Origin of the sequence: Microbacterium sp. NPDC090281, from assembly GCF_044769635.1 — a bacterium.
In the GTDB taxonomy this organism is placed as follows: domain Bacteria; phylum Actinomycetota; class Actinomycetes; order Actinomycetales; family Microbacteriaceae; genus Microbacterium.
This window is the reverse complement of the sequence record NZ_JBIVYH010000001.1, coordinates 297,258-318,112: the sequence shown is the minus strand read 5'-3', so window position 1 is coordinate 318,112 and position 20,855 is coordinate 297,258. Positions and strand designations below refer to the sequence as shown.

Annotated in this window: 21 protein-coding genes and 1 tRNA gene; 11 read left to right on the top strand and 11 right to left on the bottom strand. The window is 67.0% G+C overall.

Going from position 1 to position 20,855, the window contains the following annotated elements:
• Nucleotides 1-5 precede the first annotated feature (5 nt).
• Together solA and ACIQTX_RS01485 are read left to right on the top strand one after the other, a co-directional pair.
• Nucleotides 6-1,184, top strand: a complete 1,179-nt coding sequence (gene solA / locus ACIQTX_RS01490) for an N-methyl-L-tryptophan oxidase (RefSeq protein WP_402967963.1) — start codon at nt 6-8, stop codon at nt 1,182-1,184.
• Between the two features lie 135 nt (nt 1,185-1,319).
• Nucleotides 1,320-2,744 carry an aldehyde dehydrogenase family protein gene (locus ACIQTX_RS01485; protein ID WP_402967960.1) on the top strand — a complete coding sequence of 475 codons (1,425 nt, stop codon included), beginning with the start codon at nt 1,320-1,322 and terminating at the stop codon, nt 2,742-2,744.
• A 46-nt stretch (nt 2,745-2,790) separates the two neighbouring features.
• On the opposite strand, the gene ACIQTX_RS01480 is transcribed toward ACIQTX_RS01485, so the two are convergent.
• On the bottom strand, nt 2,791-3,237 hold the full coding sequence (locus tag ACIQTX_RS01480; RefSeq protein WP_028501217.1) for a hypothetical protein: 447 nt from the start codon (nt 3,235-3,237) through the stop codon (nt 2,791-2,793).
• A gap of 120 nt (nt 3,238-3,357) precedes the next feature.
• Between ACIQTX_RS01480 and ACIQTX_RS01475 the strand changes: the two genes are divergently transcribed.
• Nucleotides 3,358-4,953 (top strand): amidohydrolase, encoded by a 1,596-nt coding sequence (locus ACIQTX_RS01475; protein WP_402967957.1) that lies wholly within the window; start codon nt 3,358-3,360, stop codon nt 4,951-4,953.
• A 44-nt stretch (nt 4,954-4,997) separates the two neighbouring features.
• Complete coding sequence (locus ACIQTX_RS01470; protein WP_028501219.1) at nt 4,998-5,420, top strand: NUDIX hydrolase; 423 nt, start codon at nt 4,998-5,000, stop codon at nt 5,418-5,420.
• A 9-nt stretch (nt 5,421-5,429) separates the two neighbouring features.
• Here the strand turns inward: ACIQTX_RS01470 and ACIQTX_RS01465 are convergent, their stop codons facing one another.
• Complete coding sequence (locus tag ACIQTX_RS01465; protein ID WP_402967954.1) at nt 5,430-5,945, bottom strand: aminoacyl-tRNA deacylase; 516 nt, start codon at nt 5,943-5,945, stop codon at nt 5,430-5,432.
• A complete protein-coding gene (locus ACIQTX_RS01460; protein WP_028501221.1) occupies nt 5,942-6,442 on the bottom strand; it encodes a hypothetical protein in 501 nt (166 codons plus the stop codon). The genes ACIQTX_RS01465 and ACIQTX_RS01460 overlap by 4 nt, the downstream gene beginning before the upstream one ends.
• Before the next feature lie 147 nt (nt 6,443-6,589).
• On the opposite strand from ACIQTX_RS01460, the gene ACIQTX_RS01455 reads away from it, so the two are divergent.
• Together ACIQTX_RS01455 and ACIQTX_RS01450 are read left to right on the top strand one after the other, a co-directional pair.
• Nucleotides 6,590-7,147: a peptidylprolyl isomerase gene (locus ACIQTX_RS01455; RefSeq protein WP_028501222.1), complete on the top strand. Its 558-nt coding sequence runs from the start codon at nt 6,590-6,592 to the stop codon at nt 7,145-7,147.
• Nucleotides 7,148-7,168: 21 nt separating this feature from the next.
• Nucleotides 7,169-8,062 carry a rhomboid family intramembrane serine protease gene (locus ACIQTX_RS01450; protein ID WP_402967950.1) on the top strand — a complete coding sequence of 298 codons (894 nt, stop codon included), beginning with the start codon at nt 7,169-7,171 and terminating at the stop codon, nt 8,060-8,062.
• A gap of 292 nt (nt 8,063-8,354) precedes the next feature.
• Here ACIQTX_RS01450 and ACIQTX_RS01445 read toward each other — a convergent pair whose 3' ends face one another.
• Nucleotides 8,355-8,594: a cell division protein CrgA gene (locus ACIQTX_RS01445; protein ID WP_028501224.1), complete on the bottom strand. Its 240-nt coding sequence runs from the start codon at nt 8,592-8,594 to the stop codon at nt 8,355-8,357.
• A gap of 102 nt (nt 8,595-8,696) precedes the next feature.
• Between ACIQTX_RS01445 and ACIQTX_RS01440 the strand changes: the two genes are divergently transcribed.
• From ACIQTX_RS01440 to ACIQTX_RS01430, 3 genes are read left to right on the top strand one after another with little or no spacing between them, the layout of a single operon-like run.
• Nucleotides 8,697-9,491: a class E sortase gene (locus tag ACIQTX_RS01440; protein ID WP_105526528.1), complete on the top strand. Its 795-nt coding sequence runs from the start codon at nt 8,697-8,699 to the stop codon at nt 9,489-9,491.
• A gap of 28 nt (nt 9,492-9,519) precedes the next feature.
• On the top strand, nt 9,520-9,675 hold the full coding sequence (locus ACIQTX_RS01435; RefSeq protein WP_036273556.1) for a hypothetical protein: 156 nt from the start codon (nt 9,520-9,522) through the stop codon (nt 9,673-9,675).
• On the top strand, nt 9,672-10,304 hold the full coding sequence (locus ACIQTX_RS01430) for an anthranilate synthase component II (RefSeq protein ID WP_402967945.1): 633 nt from the start codon (nt 9,672-9,674) through the stop codon (nt 10,302-10,304). Before ACIQTX_RS01435 ends, ACIQTX_RS01430 begins: the two co-directional genes overlap by 4 nt.
• A 33-nt stretch (nt 10,305-10,337) precedes the next feature.
• Here ACIQTX_RS01430 and pknB read toward each other — a convergent pair whose 3' ends face one another.
• The 7 genes from pknB to ACIQTX_RS01395 are packed head-to-tail and all read right to left on the bottom strand — an operon-like array spanning nt 10,338 to nt 19,195.
• Entirely contained in the window at nt 10,338-12,026 is a 1,689-nt protein-coding gene (gene pknB, locus ACIQTX_RS01425) for a Stk1 family PASTA domain-containing Ser/Thr kinase (protein ID WP_402967942.1), read from the bottom strand.
• 44 nt (nt 12,027-12,070) lie between these two features.
• Nucleotides 12,071-13,813 (bottom strand): protein kinase, encoded by a 1,743-nt coding sequence (locus tag ACIQTX_RS01420; RefSeq protein ID WP_402967939.1) that lies wholly within the window; start codon nt 13,811-13,813, stop codon nt 12,071-12,073.
• The gene (locus ACIQTX_RS01415) at nt 13,810-15,264 is read right to left on the bottom strand and encodes a penicillin-binding transpeptidase domain-containing protein (protein ID WP_402967936.1); all 1,455 of its coding nucleotides are present in this window, start codon (nt 15,262-15,264) and stop codon (nt 13,810-13,812) included. The genes ACIQTX_RS01420 and ACIQTX_RS01415 overlap by 4 nt, the downstream gene beginning before the upstream one ends.
• Complete coding sequence (locus ACIQTX_RS01410) at nt 15,261-16,646, bottom strand: FtsW/RodA/SpoVE family cell cycle protein (RefSeq protein WP_028501230.1); 1,386 nt, start codon at nt 16,644-16,646, stop codon at nt 15,261-15,263. Before ACIQTX_RS01410 ends, ACIQTX_RS01415 begins: the two co-directional genes overlap by 4 nt.
• Nucleotides 16,643-17,947, bottom strand: coding sequence for a PP2C family serine/threonine-protein phosphatase (locus ACIQTX_RS01405; RefSeq protein WP_105526523.1), 1,305 nt, complete (start codon nt 17,945-17,947; stop codon nt 16,643-16,645). The genes ACIQTX_RS01410 and ACIQTX_RS01405 overlap by 4 nt, the downstream gene beginning before the upstream one ends.
• A gap of 7 nt (nt 17,948-17,954) precedes the next feature.
• A complete protein-coding gene (locus ACIQTX_RS01400; RefSeq protein WP_402967931.1) occupies nt 17,955-18,473 on the bottom strand; it encodes an FHA domain-containing protein in 519 nt (172 codons plus the stop codon).
• The gene (locus tag ACIQTX_RS01395) at nt 18,470-19,195 is read right to left on the bottom strand and encodes a DUF3662 and FHA domain-containing protein (protein ID WP_028501233.1); all 726 of its coding nucleotides are present in this window, start codon (nt 19,193-19,195) and stop codon (nt 18,470-18,472) included. Before ACIQTX_RS01395 ends, ACIQTX_RS01400 begins: the two co-directional genes overlap by 4 nt.
• 144 nt (nt 19,196-19,339) lie before the next feature.
• Between ACIQTX_RS01395 and ACIQTX_RS01390 the strand changes: the two genes are divergently transcribed.
• Nucleotides 19,340-19,422, top strand: a tRNA-Leu gene (locus tag ACIQTX_RS01390).
• Nucleotides 19,423-19,677: 255 nt separating this feature from the next.
• Nucleotides 19,678-20,853, top strand: coding sequence for a serine hydrolase domain-containing protein (locus ACIQTX_RS01385; protein WP_402967927.1), 1,176 nt, complete (start codon nt 19,678-19,680; stop codon nt 20,851-20,853).
• Nucleotides 20,854-20,855: the final 2 nt, after the last annotated feature.

Sequence of the window (20,855 nt, the reverse complement as noted above, 5' to 3'; positions counted from 1 at the left end):
TCTTCATGAGTGCGCAGGTCAGAAAGCGGATCGTCATCGTCGGGTTGGGAGCTGTCGGTGCGCTCACCGCGTGGCGACTGTCACAGCGCGACGACGTCGAGGTCATCGGCATCGAGCAGTACGGCAAGGTGCACGACCGTGGTTCGTACGCCGGAGAGTCTCGGGTCTTCCGCACGGCGTATCACGAGGGCGGGTTGTACGTGCCGATGCTGCAGGAGTCACGGCGGCTGTGGCGTGAACTCGAGCAGCAGTCGGGCCGGGAGCTCTACCTCGAGGTGGGCGCCCTGTCGATCGCACAGCCCGATCGGATCGAGATGCGCACGACCCTCGACACCATCCGGGAGTTCGACCTGCCGCACACCGTCTACGACACCGAGGAACTGCGGCGCGCACACCCGCAGCACAACGTGCACGACGGCGACGTCGGGGTGCTCGACCACCACGGCGGCGGGATCCGTCCCGAGGTGTCTCTGATGGCAGCGCTCGATCTCGCCGAGGCCGCCGGCGCGCAGCTGCACTTCAATACCCCGGTGCTGTCGATCGAGGAGGAGCCCGGTGGCGTCGTGGTGCGCACCCCGACGGGGGCGATCAGCGCCGACACCGTGATCCTCGCCTCCGGGTCGTGGTCGACGCGACTGGATGGCCGACTGCGCGACCTGCTGCGGCTCCAGGTGCTCGGATTGACCTGGTTCATGCCCACGGACATCGCCGACTTCCTGCCGGAGCGCTTCCCCGCGTTCCTCCGCGACGTGGGGCCGGTGCACTTCTTCGGGGCCCCGAGCCTCGACGGCTACTCGATCAAGGCGAGCAGCAACCCGACCTGGCCCGTCGCCCGCGATGTCGACGAGGTGCCGCGGGAGTACACACGGCACGAGCTCGTGAAGATCGGGCAGCAGGCCAAGGAGTTCTTCCCGTCGTTGAACCCCGAGCCGGTGCGCTCCAGCGTGCATCACTGCGCCTATACGCCCGATCGCACCCCGATCGTCGATGTGAGTGAGAGCGAGCGGATCGTCACCGTGACCGGCCTCTCCGGCCACGGCTTCAAGTTCGCGCCCGTGCTCGGTGAATGGGCTGCCCGGCTCGCCACAAAGCCGCGCGACGCCCACATCGATCCGCACTTCTCGATGGCCGCCCACCTCGACCGACTGGCGACCGTCGGCGCCTACCGCGGCGGAGGGCACTGAGCGCTGTTCCGGGCGGCGTGCTTCGGTCACGGACGGGCAAGCGCGCCGCACGGGCAGTCAAACCGCGTTCCACCCCCGAGCGCAGACTCGAACTGCACGATGAACCAGTCGTGCCCCCGTCGTGAGGAGACAGTGATGTCGGAAACCGCCCCGGTTCTGGATGAGGCCGCTCTGCTGGAGCGCGTCGGCGCACCGGAAGGACAGGGTCGCGAAGTGGTCGACGCGGCGACGCGCGAACCGATCGGACGAGCACCCGTGCATACGGTCGAGCAACTCGACGCCGCGATCGCGCGTGCCAAGGCGGCTCAGCCCGCGTGGGATGCGCTCGGGCATGCGGAGCGCAGCGCTCTGCTGGTCCGGGTCGCCGATGCGATCGACGCGAACGCCGAGCCGCTCGCCCGACTGCTCTCCCGCGAACAGGGCAAGCCGCTCAACGGACCGAACGCCCGCTTCGAGGTCGGTGCGTGCTCGGCATGGTTGCGCACCGCCGCAGCGACGCCGCTCGAGCCGGAGACTGTGGTGGACGACGGTGAGACCCATGCCGAGCTGCACTACCGTGCGATCGGTGTGGTCGGCGCGATCGGGCCCTGGAACTGGCCGCTCATGATCGGCATCTGGCAGATCGCGCCGGCCCTGCGCATGGGGAACACGGTGGTCGTGAAGCCGAGCGGGTACACGACGCTCAGCGTGCTGGCGCTGATCGAGGTCATGAACCAGGTGCTTCCCCGCGACGTGCTGATCGGGGTGGCCGGCGATCGCGAGGTGGGCGCGCGGATCGCCTCGCACCCCGACATCGGCAAGGTCATGTTCACCGGCTCGACCGCGACCGGACGCAGCATCGTCGAGAGCTCGGCGAAGAACCTCGCCCGGCTCACGCTCGAGCTCGGCGGGAACGACGCGGGGATCGTGCTGCCCGGTGTCGACGCGACGGCCATCGCACAGGATCTCTTCTGGGGTGCGTTCATCAACACCGGACAGACGTGCGCGGCGCTCAAGCGGCTCTACGTGCACGACTCCGTCTACGACGAGGTCGTCGAGGCGCTGGCAGAGGTCGTGCGTCAGACTCCGATGGGCAACGGTCTGGACGAGCAGAACGTGCTCGGTCCACTGCAGAACCACGCGCAGTTCGAGATCGTCCGCGACCTGGTCGAGGACGCTGCCCGACGCGGTGGCCGGATCGTCACAGGTGGAAAGCCTGCCACCGAGCTCGGGGAGCTCTTCTATCCGGTCACGCTCGTCGCGGATGTGTCTGACGGAGTCGCGCTCGTCGATGAGGAGCAGTTCGGCCCCGCCCTGCCGATCATCCGGTACACCGACGTCGACGATGCCGTGGCCAGCGCCAACGGTCTCGATGTCGGTCTCGGCGCCTCCGTCTGGGGCGAACGCGAAGAGGCGCGGAAGGTCGCTGCGCGCATCCAGGCCGGGACCGTGTGGATCAACTCGCACGGCGGGGTCCACCCGATGATCCCGTTCGGCGGCCACAAGTCCTCGGGCTACGGCCTCGAGTTCGGCGTGGAGGGGCTGAAGTCGGTGGCGGTGCCGCAGATCATCAACGGTTGAGTGAAAGGGTGCGCGGTCGAGCGACCGCGCGCCCTTTCACAGAGGATCAGCTGATCGCGACGCGGATGCGCTCGGCGAGGAACTCCAGGTCGGCCTCGGTGAGGTCGGTCACGGCGTATGCGGTCGGCCAGACGGTGCCGTCGTCGAGGTTCGAGATGGGCTCGAAGCCGAACGTGCCGTAGCGCACCTTGAACTTGCTGGCCGGCTGGAAGAAGCAGAGCACCTTCCCGTCGCGACCCCACGCCGGCATCCCGTAGTACGTGCGCGGCACGAGTTCCGGTGCCACCTCGGAGACGAGCGCGTGCAGCTTCTCGGAGAGCGCCTGGTCTTCCGGGGTCAGCTTCTCGATCGCCTCCTTGATGTCGGCCTCTCCCGCCGCCCGCAGCTCTTCGGGTGACTTCTTCGCGCGGGAGCGCCGCGTGCGAGCCTCCTTCGCGGCGGCCTGCATGGCGTCGCGTTCTTCGGCGCTGAAGTTCTTCTCTTTCTCGGCCACGATCTGTCCTCTCGACGTACTTCCGGTGTGAAGATCACACTACGGAGGCCGAGCATCGATGTGCTTCTCGATTCGTGATCGATCTCGGTCCGGTGGCTCCCGCCCTGCCAGACTGACGCCATGACGACAGTCTTCACCGGCCGTATCCGTCCGCTCTCCCCGACTTCTGACACCGAGGTCGAGGCCATGGCCGTCGAGGAGGGAACGATCATCGGCGTCGGTTCCGCGGAAGAGGTCAGCCGCCGGTTCCCGGATGCCGACACCATCGCACTCGACGGTTGGGTCATGCCCGGTCTGATCGAACCGCACGGGCACCCCGGCTTCGCCGCGATCCTGCTGTCCGATCTGGTGGTCGACCTCCGCCCCGTGGTCATCCCCGATGCAGACGGCGTCCTCACGGCCCTCCGCGCGGCGGTGGCGGAAGCCGACGGAGGAGCGGTCTTCGCGAACGGGTGGGATGCGCTGCTGCAGCGCGGGCTCCCCGAACCCGACATCCATTTCCTCGATGAGCTCGCCGGCAACGTGCCCCTCGTCGTGATCCACAACTCCGGACACTCGGTGTACTTCAACACTGCGGCTGCGGTCGCCGCAGGCATCGACCGCAGCACACCTGATCCGGTCGGAGCGTCGTTCGGTCGAGATGCAGAGGGCGAGCTCACCGGTGTCGCACTCGAGGCGGCCGCCGTCGAGATGGTCGTCGCCCCGATGCTCGCGAACGCGCAGCAGCATCTTCCCCGCGTCCTTCCTGCGCACCTGCATGACCTGGCCTCTCGCGGCATCACCACCGTGTCCGACCTGTCGTGGAATCCCGGACTCAATCCGCTCATCGACGCGCTCCGTGCACAGCACGCGATGCCCGTGCGGCTGCGGTGGTACGAGATGTCGCGTCCGGGCGGGGCGCCGTCCGTGCGAGGCGGCGACGATCCGGTCTTCCGCCAGACGGGGGTGAAGACGTGGTCGGACGGTTCCCCGTGGGTCGGCAATATCGCCACCTCCTTCCCCTATCTCGACACTCCGGCGACCCGCGCGCTCGGGCTCGAACCGCATCACGTCGGGCAGGCGAACTACACGCCGGACGAGCTGAAAGCGATCGCCGAGCCCTACGCCGCGGCCGGCTGGCAGCTCGCCTGCCATGTGCACGGAGACCTCGCGATCGACGCCACCCTCGACGTCTACGCGCAGATCATCGCGGAGCAGGGACTCCTCGATCACCGCTACCGCCTGGAGCACTGCGGCGCGATGACCCCTGCCCAGTTCGAGCGCGCGGCGTCTCTCGGCATCACTGTGAGCCTGTTCGTCGACCACATCACCTATTGGGGCGAGGTGCTGGTCGACGACCTCTTCGGTGCGGAGCACGGGGGTGCCTGGGCGGATGCCGGTGCCGCATTCGCCGCGGGCCACCGGGCGACTTTCCACAACGATGGCTGGGTTACCCCGAACGAGCCCTTCCGCAACATGGCCGTGGCCGAGACCCGCACCACCCGCAACGGATATCGGATGCCGGGCGGCACACCGGTCACGCGCGAGCAGGCTCTCCTCGCGCACACGGCCAATGCGGCCTGGCAGCTGTTCAGCGACCACGAGGTGGGTGTCCTCTCTCCAGGGCTCCTCGCCGACTTCATCGTCGTCGACCGTGACCCCGTGACCGTCTCCGCCGAAGACCTCGCCGAGACACAGGTGATGGCGACCTACGTGGGCGGTACCCGAGTGGTCTGACGCGCGGTCATCGAGGGGCTTTGCCGACGGATAGTGTGTGATCCATGGACCTGCGTGTCGCGGCGTATGCGGTCGTCACCGATGACGATGGACGGCTGCTGCTGGCGCGCTGGACCGAAGGGCGCCGCGTGGCGTGGACCATGCCTGGCGGCGGACTCGAGGCCGGTGAATCTCCGGAGGATGCGGTGCGCCGTGAGCTCCGCGAGGAGACCGGCTACACCGTGAAGGTCGGCGAGCTTCTCGGCATCCACTCTCGCGTGATCCCCGCCGGTCGGCGCGTGCAGAAGGCAGCGGATCCGCTGCACACCCTGCGCATCCTCTATCGCGCCGAGGTCACGGGCGGCAAGCTGCGCTTCGAGACCGAGGGCTCGACCGATATGGCCGAGTGGTTCCCTCTGAAATCGGTCGCGGCGTTGCAGCGCGTCAAACTGGTCGACATCGCGATGAGGATGGCCGGCATCCTCTGAGCCGATCGGTCAGCGATCCTCGGGCACGGAGATGTCGGCGACCGTGGCGCCGTATGCGGAGATGAGGTCGTCTGCCTCGACGAACAGGCTGTAGCCGTGTGCGCCGGCACCCATCGCGATGCGCTGACCGACGATCGACTCGTCGGCGTAGATCGGCCAGTCTGTGGTGCTGCCGATCGGCACGATGGTGCCGCGCTCGTATCCGGTCGCGGCGAGTGCCAGCTCGGCCTCGGGGAGTCGGAGCTTGTTGACGCCGACCAGAGCGCGGAGCTTCGGCCAGGAGATCGAGCGTCCACCGGGCACGAGGGCGAACAGGAACGTGTCGTCCGAGCGCTTCACGACGAGCGTCTTGACGATGCCGGATGGATCGATGCCCAGCAGCTCCGCGGCCTCGAACAGGCTGCCGGCCGCTGGTCGTTCGCGGATCTCGATGTCGAGTGACCGTGCAGCGGCCGCATCGCGGACCCGCGCATGCTGATCGCCTCCGTCACCAGAGGCGACGGAGGCGGGATCAGACTGGTTCACGCGTCGGGCGCGGACAGCGGGTCGTCCGCGACCCAGAGCTCGTCGTCTGCGCGCAGTGCCTGCCATGCGGCGTAGAGCACGCCGACGGCGGCAGCAGCACCGAGGATGATCGCGATGACCGAGCCGAGACCGGGACCCGACTTCTGCGGCGCGGTCGCCTTGCGCACCTGCACAGCGACGCCGTGGCGCTTGGCGTTCGCCACGTCCCACGCGGTGAGGGCAGAGCCGACGACACCGCCCACGATCGGCACGAACTTGTCGTCGACGACGTGCTTGCCGATCTTCACGCCGCGGTCGACGACCGGGGCGACACGGCGGTTGTACGTGTCCTGGATGACCGGCACGACCTGCTCGCGATTGATGTTGCCGAGCTGACGTCCGGCCTCGCGGGCGACATCGGCGGCGTGACCGACGAGCACCTGCTGGTTCTCCCAGAGCTGGTTCGCGTCGTTCTGAAGACGACGCAGTTCCTTCTTCCGCTTGCGGCTGAGGCTCACGATGCTCTCCTGTCCATTGGAGTACGGGTTCCCCATCTTGCCACGAGAGGCTGGAAGCGGGGCGGGAATCGCCCGGCCCTTGCGTCATCGTCCGATCGGATGTAGGTGCCTCGGCCAACTCACCGGAAGCTCTGCGAGAATGAAGGCATGGCTCACGCTTCTCATGTCGCAACTCTGCACACCAACCACGGTGACATCGTCATCAACCTCTTCGGGGACCACGCACCGAAGACGGTCAAGAACTTCGTCGGCCTCGCCGACGGCACCCAGGAGTGGACCGATCCCGCCACCGGCAAGCCCGGCGAGGGAGCCCTCTACAAGGACGTGGTGTTCCACCGCATCATCCCGAACTTCATGATCCAGGGCGGCGACCCGCTCGGACAGGGCGTCGGCGGCCCCGGCTACAACTTCGACGACGAGATCAACATGGAGCTCGACTTCAACAAGCCGTACATCCTCGCGATGGCCAACGCCGGCCTCCGTCGCAACGCCATCACCGGCAAGCCCGAGGGCACCAACGGATCGCAGTTCTTCATCACCACCGACCCGACGCCGTGGCTGCAGGGCAAGCACACGATCTTCGGCGAGGTCGCCGATGACGCCTCCAGGGCCGTCGTCGACGCGATCGGCGCCGTGCAGACCGGTGCGGGAGATCGTCCCGTCGAGCCGGTCGTGCTGCAGTCGATCGACATCGTCGCGGCCTGACGACAGCTGCGGCCGATCCGGATGACCACGCCTGAGTTCACGAGCAATCGCGACAACTTCTGCTACCGCCATCCGGATCGGCAGAGCTTCGTGCTCTGCCAGCGGTGCATGCGCACCATCTGCCCCGAGTGCCAGACCCAGGCGGCCGTCGGCGTCATCTGCCCGGAGTGCATGAGCGCCGACCGCAAGAGCCGCACCCCCGCGCAGAAGAAGGCCGCGCGGCGCTGGGGCGCGAACGCCGGCTCGACGATGGCGATGACCCGCAGCGGCAAGCCGATCGTCACCTACGTGCTGCTCGCGGTGACGTCGTTCATCGGTCTGGTGCAGCTGATCCCGGGCGTCGGTCCCGCGATCACCAGCCAGCTGCTGTTCGCCGCACCGTATCTCTACCCGAACCTGTTCCCCTTCCCTTTCGAACCCTGGCGCCTTCTGACCGCCATATTCGTGCACGGCAGCTTCATCCATCTGGCGTTGAACATGCTCGCGCTGTGGATGCTCGGACAGAGCCTCGAACCGATGCTCGGTCGTGCGCGCTTCCTCGCGATCTACCTGATCAGCGGTCTGGGCGGATCCGTGATGGTCGCCTGCCTCGCACCCGGAACCTCCACCGTCGGTGCGTCCGGTGCGATCTTCGGCCTGATGGCGGCACTGCTGATCATCGGCAGACACATCGGCGCCAACGTCACGGGACTGCTCGTGATCCTCGGCATCAACTTCGCCTTCGGATTCTTCGTCGGCGGCATCGCCTGGCAGGCGCATCTCGGTGGAGCCATCGTCGGCGCCCTGGTCGCCCTGATCTACACGCGCACGAAGCGCCGGGAGCAGCGCACCCTGCAGATCGTTCTGCTGTCGGCGCTCGTCGTCCTGTTGATCGTTGTGGTGGCCTTCGTGCCACCGCTGATCCTTTTGTCCTGATCCCGAGTTGTTAACAGGGTTGTTAACCCCTGTGAATAACACCGGTGTAATTCTCCCCAGGCTGGGGATAGATCTGTGGATAACTCTTCTTCGGGGGACGGTCGCAGGCGGATCCCCTTCGCTCGCAGAGCGGGTTCCCTCCCGCTTCGCGGGCCCCTCCCGATGCTCGCTCCGGGAATCCGCCTGCGACCTTCGGTCGGACGGCAATCGATCGCGCCTGGCGGAGAATCTCTGTGGCAGGCATGAGAAAGGCCCCCTCGCGATGCGAGAGGGCCTTTCGACGTAGGGAGTGTCAGCGCCAGCGAGTGGTCATCAGGAAACCGATCAGGGCGATGCCGAGGCCGATGGCGAGGTTCCAGTTGTCGAGCCCAGGGATCGGGAACTGCATGCCGGAGATGTAGAAGACCAGGATCCACGCGAGACCGAGGAGCATGAAGCCGACCATCACCGGCTTGAACCACACGGCGTTGGGAGCGGCGTCGCCTTCGGCGCGCTCGACTGCGGGTTCTTCATTCTTACGGTCACGTGCCATGCCGTCATTGTACCCATTTCACCTGTCTTCCGACGAGGCCGCGATACCTGTCACGGCCGGATGCCACGGCATCCGCTCAGCGTTCCCGGATATGATCGCGACATGACTGCATCCGTCGCGCCTGGGGGGCGACGTCCGCGGCGACAGCGACCACGCTCTCGCGCGACGTTCGCGAGCGTACTCGGCGAGCTGCTCCTCACCGCAGGAGTGATCGTGCTCCTCTTCGTCGCCTGGCAGATGTGGATCGGCGACATCATCATCGCTGCGCAGAAGAACGACGAGGGCGCCGCCGTATCCCAGTCGTGGGCACGGGCCGAGGCCCCCGAGCTTCCGCCCGTGACGGAGGGCGCAGATGGCGCAGTCGCCTATGTGCCGCCGGTACCTGCCGCTCCGGCAGACGGTGAGCTTTTCGGGCAGATGCAGATCCCTCGCTTCGGCGCCGACTACAACTTCGGGATCTACGGCGGGACGAGCCGCGCTCGCACGCTCGATCAGAAGGGGATCGGTGTCTACACGAACTCGAAGATGCCCGGCGAGGTCGGCAACTTCTCGATGGCCGGACACCGCACCACCTGGGGCAAGCCGTTCAATCAGCTCGACAAGCTGCAGCTGAACGACGCGATCGTCGTCGAGACTCCGGACGGGTGGTACACCTACCGATTCCGGACGCTGGAGTACGTCAAGCCGACCCAGACCGACGTGCTCGCCGACGTGCCGCAGATGCCCGAGCAGCAGACCGGAGAGCAGTACATCACGCTCACCGCCTGTTCGCCGCTCTACTCACTGGCCGAACGCATCGTCGCCTACGGGGTGTTCGAGAGCTTCCAACCCCGTGCCGAAGGCCCCCCGTCCGCGCTGACCGACCCGCCGCCGCCACCGGCAGCGCCATCCGTGTGATCGTGGACGTCCACAAGGGAGAAGACTGATGTACGCCGCAATCTGGCGCCTGCTGCCCGGACCCTGGTGGCTGCGCGTACTCATCCTGGTGGTCGTCATCGCCGCCATCCTCTACGGGCTGTTCTGGTACGTGTTCCCGTGGGTGAGCCCGATCATCGCCCCTGGCGAGGTCGACGTCGAATGACACGAGTTCTCGTGGTCGACAACCACGACAGCTTCGTGCACACACTCGTCGGATACCTGCGTGAACTCGGCGCCGACACCGTGATGATCGAGTCCGATGCCGTCGATGCCGAAAGCCTCGAGGGGATGCTGCCCGAGTATGACGCGCTGATGCTCTCGCCCGGACCAGGTGCCCCTGCCGATGCCGGCGCCTCGCTCGACGCGGTGCGGATCGCCACGCGGCTGCACACACCGACGCTCGGTGTGTGCCTCGGGCATCAGACGATCGGCGAGGCGTTCGGGGCTCCGGTCTCCGCAGCGCCCGAACTCATGCACGGCATGGTCTCGAAGGTCACACACGACGGATCGGCCCTGTTCGCCGGCATCCCCTCTCCGTTCGAGGCGGGTCGATACCATTCCCTCGCCCTCGCGGCAGCCGATCTGCCCGCCGAGGTCATCGTGACCGCCTGGGCCGAGAACGGAACGGTGATGGCGCTGGCGCATCGCGATCTGCCGCTGCTCGGCGTGCAGTTCCACCCGGAGAGCGTGCTCACCGAGGGCGGCTACCGGCTTCTGGCGAACTGGCTGGAGCTGTGCGGTGACGAGGATGCGGTGGTCCGCTCCGAGAGGCTGCACCCCCTGTCGAGGTGAACCTCAGCGGTGGATCGTGCGATCCGTCGACCGCTATCCGGTGCAGAAGAAGATCTGCACCGACGAACCGATCGGAACGTCTCCCGGCGCCACAGACATCGAGTGGACGGTCGCCGGCTCCGTAGCCGGGCAATCCGTCGTCGGTGTGGGTGCGGCGACCAGTCCGAGGTCTGTGAGGTTGGTAGTGGCAGCGTCGACGGTCCAGCCGACGAGGTCGGTCAGAGTCACCTTGCCGCTGGCCACGACGAGGTTGATGACGGTGCCTGGATCCAGCTCACTGTCGGCCTTCTCGCTCGCGGAGATGACGGTGTTCGCCGCCAGAGACTTGTCGTTGCGTTGGATGACGGTCCCGAGTTCGAGGCCAGCAGCCTTCAGTGCGTTCGTGGCGTCGTCGAGAGCCATGCCCTCGATCTTCGGCATGACCACCGTCTCTTCACCGGAGGAGACATGCAGGGTGACCGTCGAGCCTTCCTCCACCGAGACGCCCGCTTCGGGGTCGGTGCGGATGACGTTGCCTTCCGCGACTTCGGAACTCGTCTCGATCACGATCTTCGAGGTCAGGTCGAGCTTGGCGAGATCGTCCTGTGCACGCTCGGACGAAACGTTGACGAGGTTGGGAACGATCCGCGACGTGCTCGACACGTCTGCCGGGCGCATGCTGATGGTGACCACCCAGAACAGCACGGATGCCAGCAGAACGGCGAGAAGCGCGACTCCCGCCCAGATCCACGCGACCGGCGGGCCGGACTGCGTTCGGGTCATGGTCGTGTCGGTGCTGAGCTGGCGCAGCGAACGCGCAGTCTCCTGTGCCTGCCGCGGGCTCGGACCGTAGAGCTCGCTGGTCAGCGCACCGAGTTCCTTGCGGGTCGGTGCATTGCCGGTCACGGCGGCGTCGAGGGCGGCGCGGAAGTGCGCGGCATCCGGATACCGCTGGTAGGGGTCTTTCGCGAGCGCGCGCAGCACGATCGGGTCGAGAGACCGCGGAGCGTCTTCGTTCACTTCGGTCGGCGGAACGGGGGTCTCGCTCACGTGCTGGTAGGCGACTGCCACGGGAGACTCGCCACGGAACGGCTGACGACCGGTGAGGAGCTCATACAGCACCACACCGGTGGAATAGAGGTCGGTGCGAGCGTCGACGGGTTCGCCCTTGGCCTGCTCCGGCGAGAAGTAGGCGGCGGTGCCGATGATCTGCGTTGTCTCGGCCACCGTCGACGACGAGTCGGAGACGGCTCGGGCGATGCCGAAGTCCATCACCTTGACCTGACCCTTGTCGGTCACCATGACGTTGCCCGGCTTGATGTCGCGGTGCACGACGCCGGCGCGATGCGAGTAGTCGAGAGCTTCGAGGATGCCGTCGACGTAGCGCACGGCATCGGTCACCGGTACCGGGCCGGCGGAGATGATGTCCTTGAGGAGAGTGCCCTTGACGAGCTCCATCACGATGTAGGGCGGCTCGTTCGAGCTGCTGTCGCCGGTCGAAGGGTCGCCGGCGTCGAACACCCGCACGATCGACGGATGCGACATGCGCGAGGCGGCCTGTGCTTCGAGGCGGAACCGGTTGCGGAAGGCGGTGTCACGCGCCAGATCAGGGTCGAGGACCTTGATCGCGACCTCACGCCCGAGCGTCAGGTCGTACCCGCGGTAGACCTTCGCCATTCCGCCATGCCCGATGAGCTCGTCGACGCGGTACCGGCCCGCGATGACTCGTGGCTCTGTGGACACGGATGACCCCCCTGGAAACTACTCTGACTGAACTGGATTAAAGGTTACCCGTCGGTGTCGCTGTCGCCGTCGCCCGGCACGGTGGCCGCAGCGATCGGGACCGAGAGCGACGGCGACGCGGCCGAGGTGCGCTGGTCGCCACCGGAGCACATGCCCTGGTACGAGACGATGAGCTGCTGGCCGGCGGCATCCGCGACCTTCACCTGAGTGTTGCGCTGTGTCGGCTGGAACGTCGGTCCGCCTGTGGCGAAGGTGCCGTTCTGGACCGAGACGACGTAGCCCGACAGGGTGGTACCGCTGGGGCACGTGAAGCCGGTGCCCCACGAGATCGTCACCGTCGAGCCGGCGACCGGGTCGCCGGTGGGCGAGATCGTCGGTGCGTCGGTCGGCGTCGGGAGGCCGGCGCGAGCGGCGTACACGGTCAGCGTGATCGGCTGGGTCGTCTCGACGTTGCCGGTGGGCGCGACACGGTACACCGTGCCGACGGCCTCATCGGTGGGGGCAGGGTCGCCGTCGACGCAGGTGATCTCACTCTCGAAGCCCGCGCCGGTGAGGGTGGACGTGGCGGCGCCGCAGTCCATGCCTTCCAGCTTCAGCGCAGTCACGTCGACACGGGTCACTTCCGGTGTCGGCGGCGGCGTCGTCGGAGTCGGGGTCTGCGAGGTGGTGGTGCTCGGCGTGGGCGTGGGCTTGCCGTCGTCATCGCCCTGGTTCGCCAGCATCGCCCACACCGTGCCACCGAGCACGATCACCAGCAGCGCGATCAGTGCGATCAGCGGCCAGGTCCAGGGGCTGCGCTTCTTCTTCTTCTCCTCTTCCGCGGCTTCCTCGGTGGGGAGCTGGGCGGTGGTGGGGAGGATGCGCGTGGTGCCGTCGTCGCCGGAAGCGGTAAGGAGCCGCGTGGCGTCGTCGCCGCCGGCGATGCCACCGGTCGCGATCGCGGGAACGGCGATGGCCGCCGAGTTCAGGTCTCCGCGTCGAAGGGCCTGAGCTGCGCGTGCCACCGTCGCGGACGATGATGGGCGGTCGCTGGGCTTCTTGGCGATCATCGCCATGACCAGGTTCTGCACCGGGATCGGCACGGTCGGCGGCAGTGGAGGCGCCTGCTCGTTGATCTGCGCCATCGCGATGGCCACCTGCGATTCGCCGGTGAACGGACGCTTGCCCGCCAGGCACTCGTACGCCACGATGCCGAGCGAGTAGGTGTCGGTCGCGGGCGATGCCGGGTGTCCGGAGGCCTGCTCGGGCGACAGGTACTGCACTGTGCCCATGACCTGGCCGGTCGCGGTGAGCGGCACCTGGTCTGCGATGCGCGCGATGCCGAAGTCGGTGATCTTCACGCGACCGTCGGGCGTGATCAGCAGGTTGCCCGGCTTGATGTCGCGGTGCACGAGACCTGCGGCGTGAGCGGCCTGCAGAGCGGATGCGGTCTGGGCGACGATGTCGAGCGTCTTGTCGGCGCTCAGCGCGCCTTCGCGCTCGAGCACGGTCGAGAGTGCTTCACCCGGTACCAGCTCCATGACGAGGTAGGCACTGCCGTTCTCCTCGCCGTAGTCGAACACGCTGGCGATGCCCTCATGGTTGACGAGAGCAGCGTGCCGTGCCTCGGCACGGAACCGCTCGAGGAACCCGGGGTCCCCCATGTATTCGTCTTTGAGGATCTTGATCGCGACGGTACGTCCGATGACGTGATCCGTCGCTTCCCACACCTCGCCCATGCCACCGATCGCGATACGCGACTGCAGCTCGTAACGACCACCGAACGACACACCCTGCGTCGGCCTCATCTGCCCAGCACCGCCTCTATGACCTTCTTCGCAATCGGAGCGGCGATGGTGTCGCCGCTACCTGATTGTCCCTGTCCGCCGCCGTCTTCGACGACGACCGCTACTGCGACCGCGGGGTCGTTCGCCGGTGCAAAACCGGTGAACCACAACGTATGCGGCCTGTTTCCGTTCTCTGCGGTACCCGTCTTACCGGCCACGTCGATCCCGTCTATTCTTGCACCCTGGGCCGCTCCCGTAGCGACGCTCGCGACCATCGCCGCGGTGACGTTGTTCGCGACGTCCGCATCCATGGCGCGACCGAACTCGCTGTTCTCGAAAGCCTTGATGACGGACAGATCGTTGCCGATCACGGCGTCGACCATCCGCGGGTTCATCACGAGTCCGTCGTTGGCGAGTCCGGCAGAGACCATCGCCATCTGCAGCGGAGTCGCGGTGACCTGTCCCTGTCCGAATCCGGTCAAGGCCGTCTGTGCATCGTCGAGCGCGCGGGGGTAGCTCGAAGGGGTCGACTTCAGCGGTGTCTCGAAGGACTGATTGAATCCGAGCTTGTCCGCCATCTCGCGGATGGTGTCGTCGCCGAGTTCGACCGCGAGCTCTGCCATCGGAATGTTGCAGCTGAGGCGGATCGCCTCCGCGATCGTGACCGTCTCGCCGGGACCGCAGGTGCCGCCCCAGGCGTTGGATACGCGGTTGGATGAACCGGGCAGCGTGTAAGCGACGGGGTTGGGCAGAGTCGAGTCCGGGGTCCAGTTGCCGCTGGCGTAGGCGGCCGCAGCGACGACGACCTTGAAGGTCGAACCGGGAGGATTGAGGTCGCCCGCGATCGCCCGGTTGGACAGCGGCTTGTTCGAGTCGGCGACCAGCCCGTCATACGTCGCGTTCGCGGCATTCGCGTCGTGGGTCGCCATGAGGTTGGTGTCGAATCCGGGGGTCGAGACCATCGCCAGGATGCGTCCGGTCTTCGGGTCCATCGCGACGACTGCGCCCTTGAGCCCATCGAGCGCTTCGTACGCGGCCCGCTGCGCTGCGGTGTTCAGGGAGAGCTCGACGCTGTAGCCGCGCTGAGGCTGGCCGGACAGGATGCGCTCGACCTCGCCGAGGAACGCGTTGGACCCCGTACCGGAGAGATCGGCGTTCATGGCCTGCTCGATGCCGGTGCTCGACCCGAGAGCGGGGTTGAAGTACCCGGTCACCGGCTCCCACATCGGGGCATCCGTGTAGACGCGCTGGAACTGGTACCGGTCATCGCTCGGTACGGAGTTGGCGATGGTGGCGCCGTCGACGATGATCGACCCGCGTTGGATCTCATAGCTGTCGAGCGCGGTGCGCTTGTTGTTGCTGTTCTGGGCCAGCGCATCCGCCTCGACGACCTGGATCCAGCTGGTCGCCGTGAAGAGCGCGAGGAACATGAACAGCATGATGATGCTGAGGCGGCGGAGTTCTTTGGTCATCCGATCACGATCCTCGGCTGGCGGCGCACGCCGTCGGAGATGCGCAGCAGCAGCGCGACGATGAGCCAGTTGGCCACGAGCGACGAGCCGCCGGCGGCGAGGAACGGAGTGGTCAGACCGGTCAGCGGGATGAGGCGCGTGACGCCGCCGACCATGATGAACACCTGCAGCGCGATCGTGAACGAGAGCCCGGTCGCGAGCAGCTTGCCGAAGTCGTCCTGACCTGCGAGGCCGATGCGCATGCCTCGGCTGACGAACACCATGTAGAGGCAGAGGATCGCGAACAGGCCGATCAGGCCGAGTTCTTCGCCGAGGCTGGTGATGATGTAGTCGCTGTGGGCGAGCGGGGTGACCTCGGGGCGTCCCTGACCCCAGCCCGTGCCCATGAGCCCGCCGCGCGCGAGGCCGAACAGGCCCTGCATCGGCTGGTATCCGGCACCGTCGGGGTCGACCTGGTCGGCGTCGAAGAGGAACAGCCAGTTGACGAAGCGACCCTGCACGTAACTGAGGATCTGCGTCGCGAGCGCGACGCCGGCGACCACCAGGGCGAGGCCGATGAGCACCCAGCTCGTCTTACCGGTCGCTACGTAGAGCATCGCGACGAACATCCCGAAGATCAGGGTTCCGGTGCCGAGGTCACGCTGGAAGACGATGATCCCCAGCGAGATGAGCCAGACGACGAGTACCGGCCCGAGCTCGCGCATGCGGGGCCAGGTGATGCCGAGCACGCGTTTGCCGACCGACGTCAGGCTCTCGCGGGTGCGGACGAGGTATCCGGCGAAGAAGATGGCCAGACAGATCTTGGCGAGCTCACCCGGCTGGAAGGCGAACGCGCCGCCGAGCGAGACCCAGACCGCGGCGTTCGCGTCGGGGATGCGCAGGCCGGGGACGAACGGCAGGAGCAGGAGCAGGATTCCGGCGAGGCCGAAGATGTAGGTGTACCGGAACAGGACGCGGTAGTTGCGCAGCAGGATGACCACGGCGATGGCGCCGGCGAGCGAGATCGCCGTCCACGCGAGCTGCTTGGTGGAATAGGCGTTCCAGCCGGTGTTCTTGAACGCGATGTCGATCCGATAGATCATCGCGATGCCGAGGCCGGTGAGCAGAGTCGCGATCGGCACGACGAACGGGTCGGCGTCGGAGGCGACGAAGCGCAGCACGATGTGCAGGGCGAACGCGAGGGCAGCGAGCCCACCGCCGATCGCCAGGATCATCGGGTCGATCACACCGAGTGCGCCCAGCTGCACGAGCGTGAGGGCGGCGCCGCTGATGGCGCAGGCGAAGAGCAGCAGCCAGAACTCGCGGTTGCGCTGGTTCTGCGGCATCCGGATGCGTTTGAGGGCCTTGATGACGCTGGTGTCGGCTGTGACGTCGGTGCTCATCCCTCACCCCCTGCAGGGGTGTCGACAGGGGTGGGCATGGGCGTGGGCAGCGGGGTCTGCTCGATCACGTTCGCCTCGGCGCCCGCTCGGAGCCGGTCGACGATCGCCATCGCATCGGACAGCGAACGCGCGGTGATGGTGCGCTCGACCGACGCCCGTTGATAGGGCGGAAGGTTCGCGAGGAGGATGTCGGTGTCTTCGATCGGAGTCGACAGGGTGACCGGCCCGATGTTCTGCTGCACACCCTGGAAGATCACCACGCTGTCTTCGTCGGCGCCGATGAAGTAGCGCGTCTGGGTCCAGCTGTAGGCAGCGAAGGCGGCGACACCGAGCATCACGACGACTACGAGAGCGCCGGCGATCCAGCCCAGACGGCGACGCTTGGCGCGACGGCGATCCTCTTCGATGAGCTCTTCGAGATACTCGGGGGCCGGCTCGAAGTGGCTCGGCTCGTTCGCGGCCTGACGCACCGGGTGCAGCCAGTTCCCGCGCGGAGCTCGCACCGGCGGCACGTACACGCCATCGGGGTTCGAGGCCGAGCCGACGATGGTGGGGGTTCCCGAGTGGATCGGATGCTGTCCGCCGACGTCGACCAGGACCATCGTGACGTTGTCGGGCGCGCCGCCGTCGAGAGCCTGCTTGAGCAGGATGTCGGCCGTACGACCCGGGGCGAGGCCGAGCTGCATCGCCTTGAGGATGTGGGGCTCGTCGACGACGCCCGAGAGTCCGTCCGAGCAGAGCAGCCATCGGTCGCCGGGCTGCGTGTGCATGACGAACATGTCGAGCTCGGGGTCGGAGTCCATGTCGCTGAGCACGCGCATGAGCACGGAACGGCGCGGGTGGTAGCGCGCCTCTTCCGGGGTGATGCGGCCAGAGTCGACCAGGCGCTGCACGAAGGTGTGGTCGGCGGTGATCTGGGTCAGCGCCTCGTCGCGGTACAGATAGATGCGCGAGTCGCCGATGTGGCCGATGACCGCGTATTCGTCGACCATGATGATCGCGCTGACCGTGGTGCCGAGGCCCGCGAGCTCCGGGCGATCCTTCGCAGCGCGGATGAGGTCGCCAGCGGCCGTGGTCGTCGCGGCCTGCAGCGAGGCCTGGGCGTCTTCGGTCGACGTGTACGCCTGGTCGAGGGGCTCGAGGCGGTGGATCGCGATGCTCGAAGCGACGTCTCCACCGGCGTGACCGCCCATGCCGTCGGCGACGACGAAGAGGTTCGCTCCGGAATAGCCGGAATCCTGGTTGTTGGAGCGGACCTTCCCGGTGTGGGAGATCGCGACGCTCGAGCCTTCGAAGACCATGCCGGCGTCAGGCTCGCAGCTCGAAGGTCGTGGCGCCCACCTTGATGGGGGTGCCGAGCGAGAGGGCGACGGGCGAGCCGGAGACGCGCTGGCCGGCGACGAAGGTGCCGTTGGTGGAGTCGAGGTCCTGAATCGCCCAGCTGTCTCCGCGCAGCATCAGGCGGGCATGGTGGCTGGACGTGTAGTCGTCGCGGATCACGAGGGCGGATTCGCTCGAGCGGCCGATGGTGAGCGAGTCGGCGCTGAGCGGCAGTTCGAGGCCGGCCTTGGGGCCGGAGGTGATCACGAGGCGCTTGGCCGTCGCGACCGTCGCCGGTCCGGTCGTCGTGGGGCGGGAGGATGCCGGTTTCGCGGCAGGAGCAGCAGCCGGAGCGGGCGCCGGAGCACCAGCGGTCGCCTCGACGGGGAGCTTGCGCACCCGCACGCCGAACAGGTCGGCGCGGAGTGAGTACACGACGCCGAACACGAAGAACCACATCAGGAGGAGGAACCCGATGCGCAGGAGAAGCAGGATCAGTTCACTCAACCGAGGGCTCCGAACGCTCGGGTGGCGTCGTCGCCCCTGGACGCAGGACGCGAGGGCGTGGCCACGGGGACGATGCGGAACACCAGGTCGGTGCGACCGATGGTGATCGTGGTGTCGGTGGGGAGAGCTGCTTCGCGCAGCTTCTGACCGTTGACCTTCGTGCCGTTGGTGGAACCGAGGTCGCGCATCATGGCGCGCTCGCCGTCCCACAGGATCTCGACGTGCTTACGGCTCGAACCGGCATCCGCGATCGTGATGTCGGCATCCGACCCGCGGCCGATGACCGTGCGGGCGCGGGAGATCGAGTGACGACGGCCGTCGACGTCGACGACGGCCTGCCAGTTGACGCGACCTTCGACCGTGCCCGAACTCACACGCACAGTGCCGGTGGCGACCTTCTCGTCGGCCTCGAGGTTGATCGAAAGCGGGCCGGCGAAGCTGTAGCCCTGAGAAGTGGCGTGCTTGGTGAGAAGTGCGTGCAGCTCATCGGTGAGGGCGCCGCCGAGGCCCTGCATCCGCTCTGCATCGTCGGCACTGAGGCGCACGACGAAGCTGTTGGGCGCGATGATGCGATCGCGGCTCACGACCGCGGCCTTGGTGTCGGCTTCACGCCGCAGCGCCGAAGCGATCTCCACAGGCTGGATGCCGCTACGGAAGGTCTTGGCGAACGCGCTGTTAACCGCGCGTTCGAGACCCTTCTCAAAGCTGTCAAGTAGTCCCACTGGGCTCCTCTGGCATGCCGACTGGTAGACACATCGTAGCCAGGTGTCCTGGGGGAAAGCCGCCGAACCCCCTCCAGGCGCGTGCAACGAGGCCGAAAACGCATGATATCTTTGGGAAGTTGAGTTCTTCGGAACGAGACACTCGCGCGAGTGGCGGAATGGTAGACGCGCTGGCTTCAGGTGCCAGTGTCCGTAAGGACGTGGGGGTTCAAGTCCCCCCTCGCGCACAGTATGTGCGTATCGGAAGTTCATCCGGTGTGATTGTGAGAATGGCCCGGTTCCCTTGAGGAAGCCGGGCCTTTTCCGTTCTCCGAGCCTCGGCTGGGCGTTCGCACGATGTTCATCCCTCAGCACGATGCGCCGCCGAACGGGCAGTGAAACGTCCGTCCGCGGTATCACCTCGCCCCTACCCGCGGCCGATGTGGCGAGCATCCACTCTCGAGACGATGAGAGTCCACCCTCTCCCCCATAGAAGGCGTCTCGTGACCTCACGCACCCCCAGCCCTCGCTTCGCTCTCGCTCTCGCCGCCGTCGGGCTCAGCACCTCGGCTCTCGCGCTCGCCGCGTGCGCTTCGCCCGCCCCCTCCGCGACGTCTTCCACGAGTTCCGGATCGTTCGACGCCGAGACGGTGAAGAAGCTCGACCGGATCCTCGACGACGCGATCACCGAACACGACATGCCGGGCGTGACGCTCGCCATCTGGAGTCCCGCCGGCGAGTACGTCTCGTCGGCGGGGCTCGCCGATGTCGAGAAGAAGACCGAGATGACCCCCGCGCTGAACCACCGCATCGGCAGCGTCACCAAGACGTTCGTCGTGACGGCACTGCTTCGCCTGGTGGACGATGGCGAAGTGTCGCTCGACGACCCGATCTCGAAGTACGTCGACGGCATCGCCGAGGGCGACAGGATCACGCTGCGCCACCTCGCCGGCATGACCTCGGGCATCCCCGACTACACGAACGACACCGACTGGCAGAGCGCCTACCTGGCCGATCCGCTGGCGACTCTGACACCGCAGAGCCTGATCGAGGGCATCAAGGACAAGTCGCTGCACGACGAGCCCGGCACCGTGGTGGAGTACTCGAACTCGAACACGATCCTCATCGGTCTCGCGATCGAGAAGATCACCGGTGCGCCTCTGTCGGAGGTGCTTCGGGTCGAGGTGACGGAGCCGCTCGGCCTCGACCACACCTTCCTCCCCGAAGCCGCCGAGTTCCCGGAGCCGCATGCCCAGGGATACACGAAGCAGACGATCGACGGCTCGAAGGCTGTTGCGACGGACTGGAACCCGTCGTGGGGATGGGCCGCCGGGGCGATGATCTCCGATCTGGATGACCTGAAGGTGTGGGTTCCCGCCCTCGCGACGGGCCAGCTGCTGTCGCCGGAGCTTCAGAAGGAGCGCTTGGCGGTGACGCCGCTCTCGCCCGAGGATCAGGACTCCGGCTACGGGCTCGGACTCTTCCGGCTCGACGGGTGGATCGGCCACAACGGCGGACTCCCCGGGTACAAGACGGTGACGATCTATCTCCCCGAGAAGGAGATGACGCTCGTCGCGTTCGTGAACTCCGACGTCGACGGCGAGTCCGACCTCGGACCGAACCTGCTCACGCCGGTGACCGAGCTCCTCACGCCGAAGAACGTCTACCAGCTCGGGTGACC

What these genes read in the sequence shown, in the direction of transcription:
- ACIQTX_RS01415 (WP_402967936.1), bottom strand. Translation starts at nt 15,264, where the DNA reads ATGACCAAAGAACTCCGCCGCCTCAGCATCATCATGCTGTTCATGTTC.
- ACIQTX_RS01445 (WP_028501224.1), bottom strand. Translation starts at nt 8,594, where the DNA reads ATGGCACGTGACCGTAAGAATGAAGAACCCGCAGTCGAGCGCGCCGAA.
- ACIQTX_RS01420 (WP_402967939.1), bottom strand. Translation starts at nt 13,813, where the DNA reads ATGAGGCCGACGCAGGGTGTGTCGTTCGGTGGTCGTTACGAGCTGCAG.
- ACIQTX_RS01435 (WP_036273556.1), top strand. Translation starts at nt 9,520, where the DNA reads ATGTACGCCGCAATCTGGCGCCTGCTGCCCGGACCCTGGTGGCTGCGC.
- ACIQTX_RS01485 (WP_402967960.1), top strand. Translation starts at nt 1,320, where the DNA reads ATGTCGGAAACCGCCCCGGTTCTGGATGAGGCCGCTCTGCTGGAGCGC.
- ACIQTX_RS01455 (WP_028501222.1), top strand. Translation starts at nt 6,590, where the DNA reads ATGGCTCACGCTTCTCATGTCGCAACTCTGCACACCAACCACGGTGAC.
- ACIQTX_RS01405 (WP_105526523.1), bottom strand. Translation starts at nt 17,947, where the DNA reads ATGGTCTTCGAAGGCTCGAGCGTCGCGATCTCCCACACCGGGAAGGTC.
- ACIQTX_RS01450 (WP_402967950.1), top strand. Translation starts at nt 7,169, where the DNA reads ATGACCACGCCTGAGTTCACGAGCAATCGCGACAACTTCTGCTACCGC.
- solA (WP_402967963.1), top strand. Translation starts at nt 6, where the DNA reads ATGAGTGCGCAGGTCAGAAAGCGGATCGTCATCGTCGGGTTGGGAGCT.
- ACIQTX_RS01475 (WP_402967957.1), top strand. Translation starts at nt 3,358, where the DNA reads ATGACGACAGTCTTCACCGGCCGTATCCGTCCGCTCTCCCCGACTTCT.
- ACIQTX_RS01410 (WP_028501230.1), bottom strand. Translation starts at nt 16,646, where the DNA reads ATGAGCACCGACGTCACAGCCGACACCAGCGTCATCAAGGCCCTCAAA.
- ACIQTX_RS01440 (WP_105526528.1), top strand. Translation starts at nt 8,697, where the DNA reads ATGACTGCATCCGTCGCGCCTGGGGGGCGACGTCCGCGGCGACAGCGA.
- ACIQTX_RS01470 (WP_028501219.1), top strand. Translation starts at nt 4,998, where the DNA reads ATGGACCTGCGTGTCGCGGCGTATGCGGTCGTCACCGATGACGATGGA.
- ACIQTX_RS01430 (WP_402967945.1), top strand. Translation starts at nt 9,672, where the DNA reads ATGACACGAGTTCTCGTGGTCGACAACCACGACAGCTTCGTGCACACA.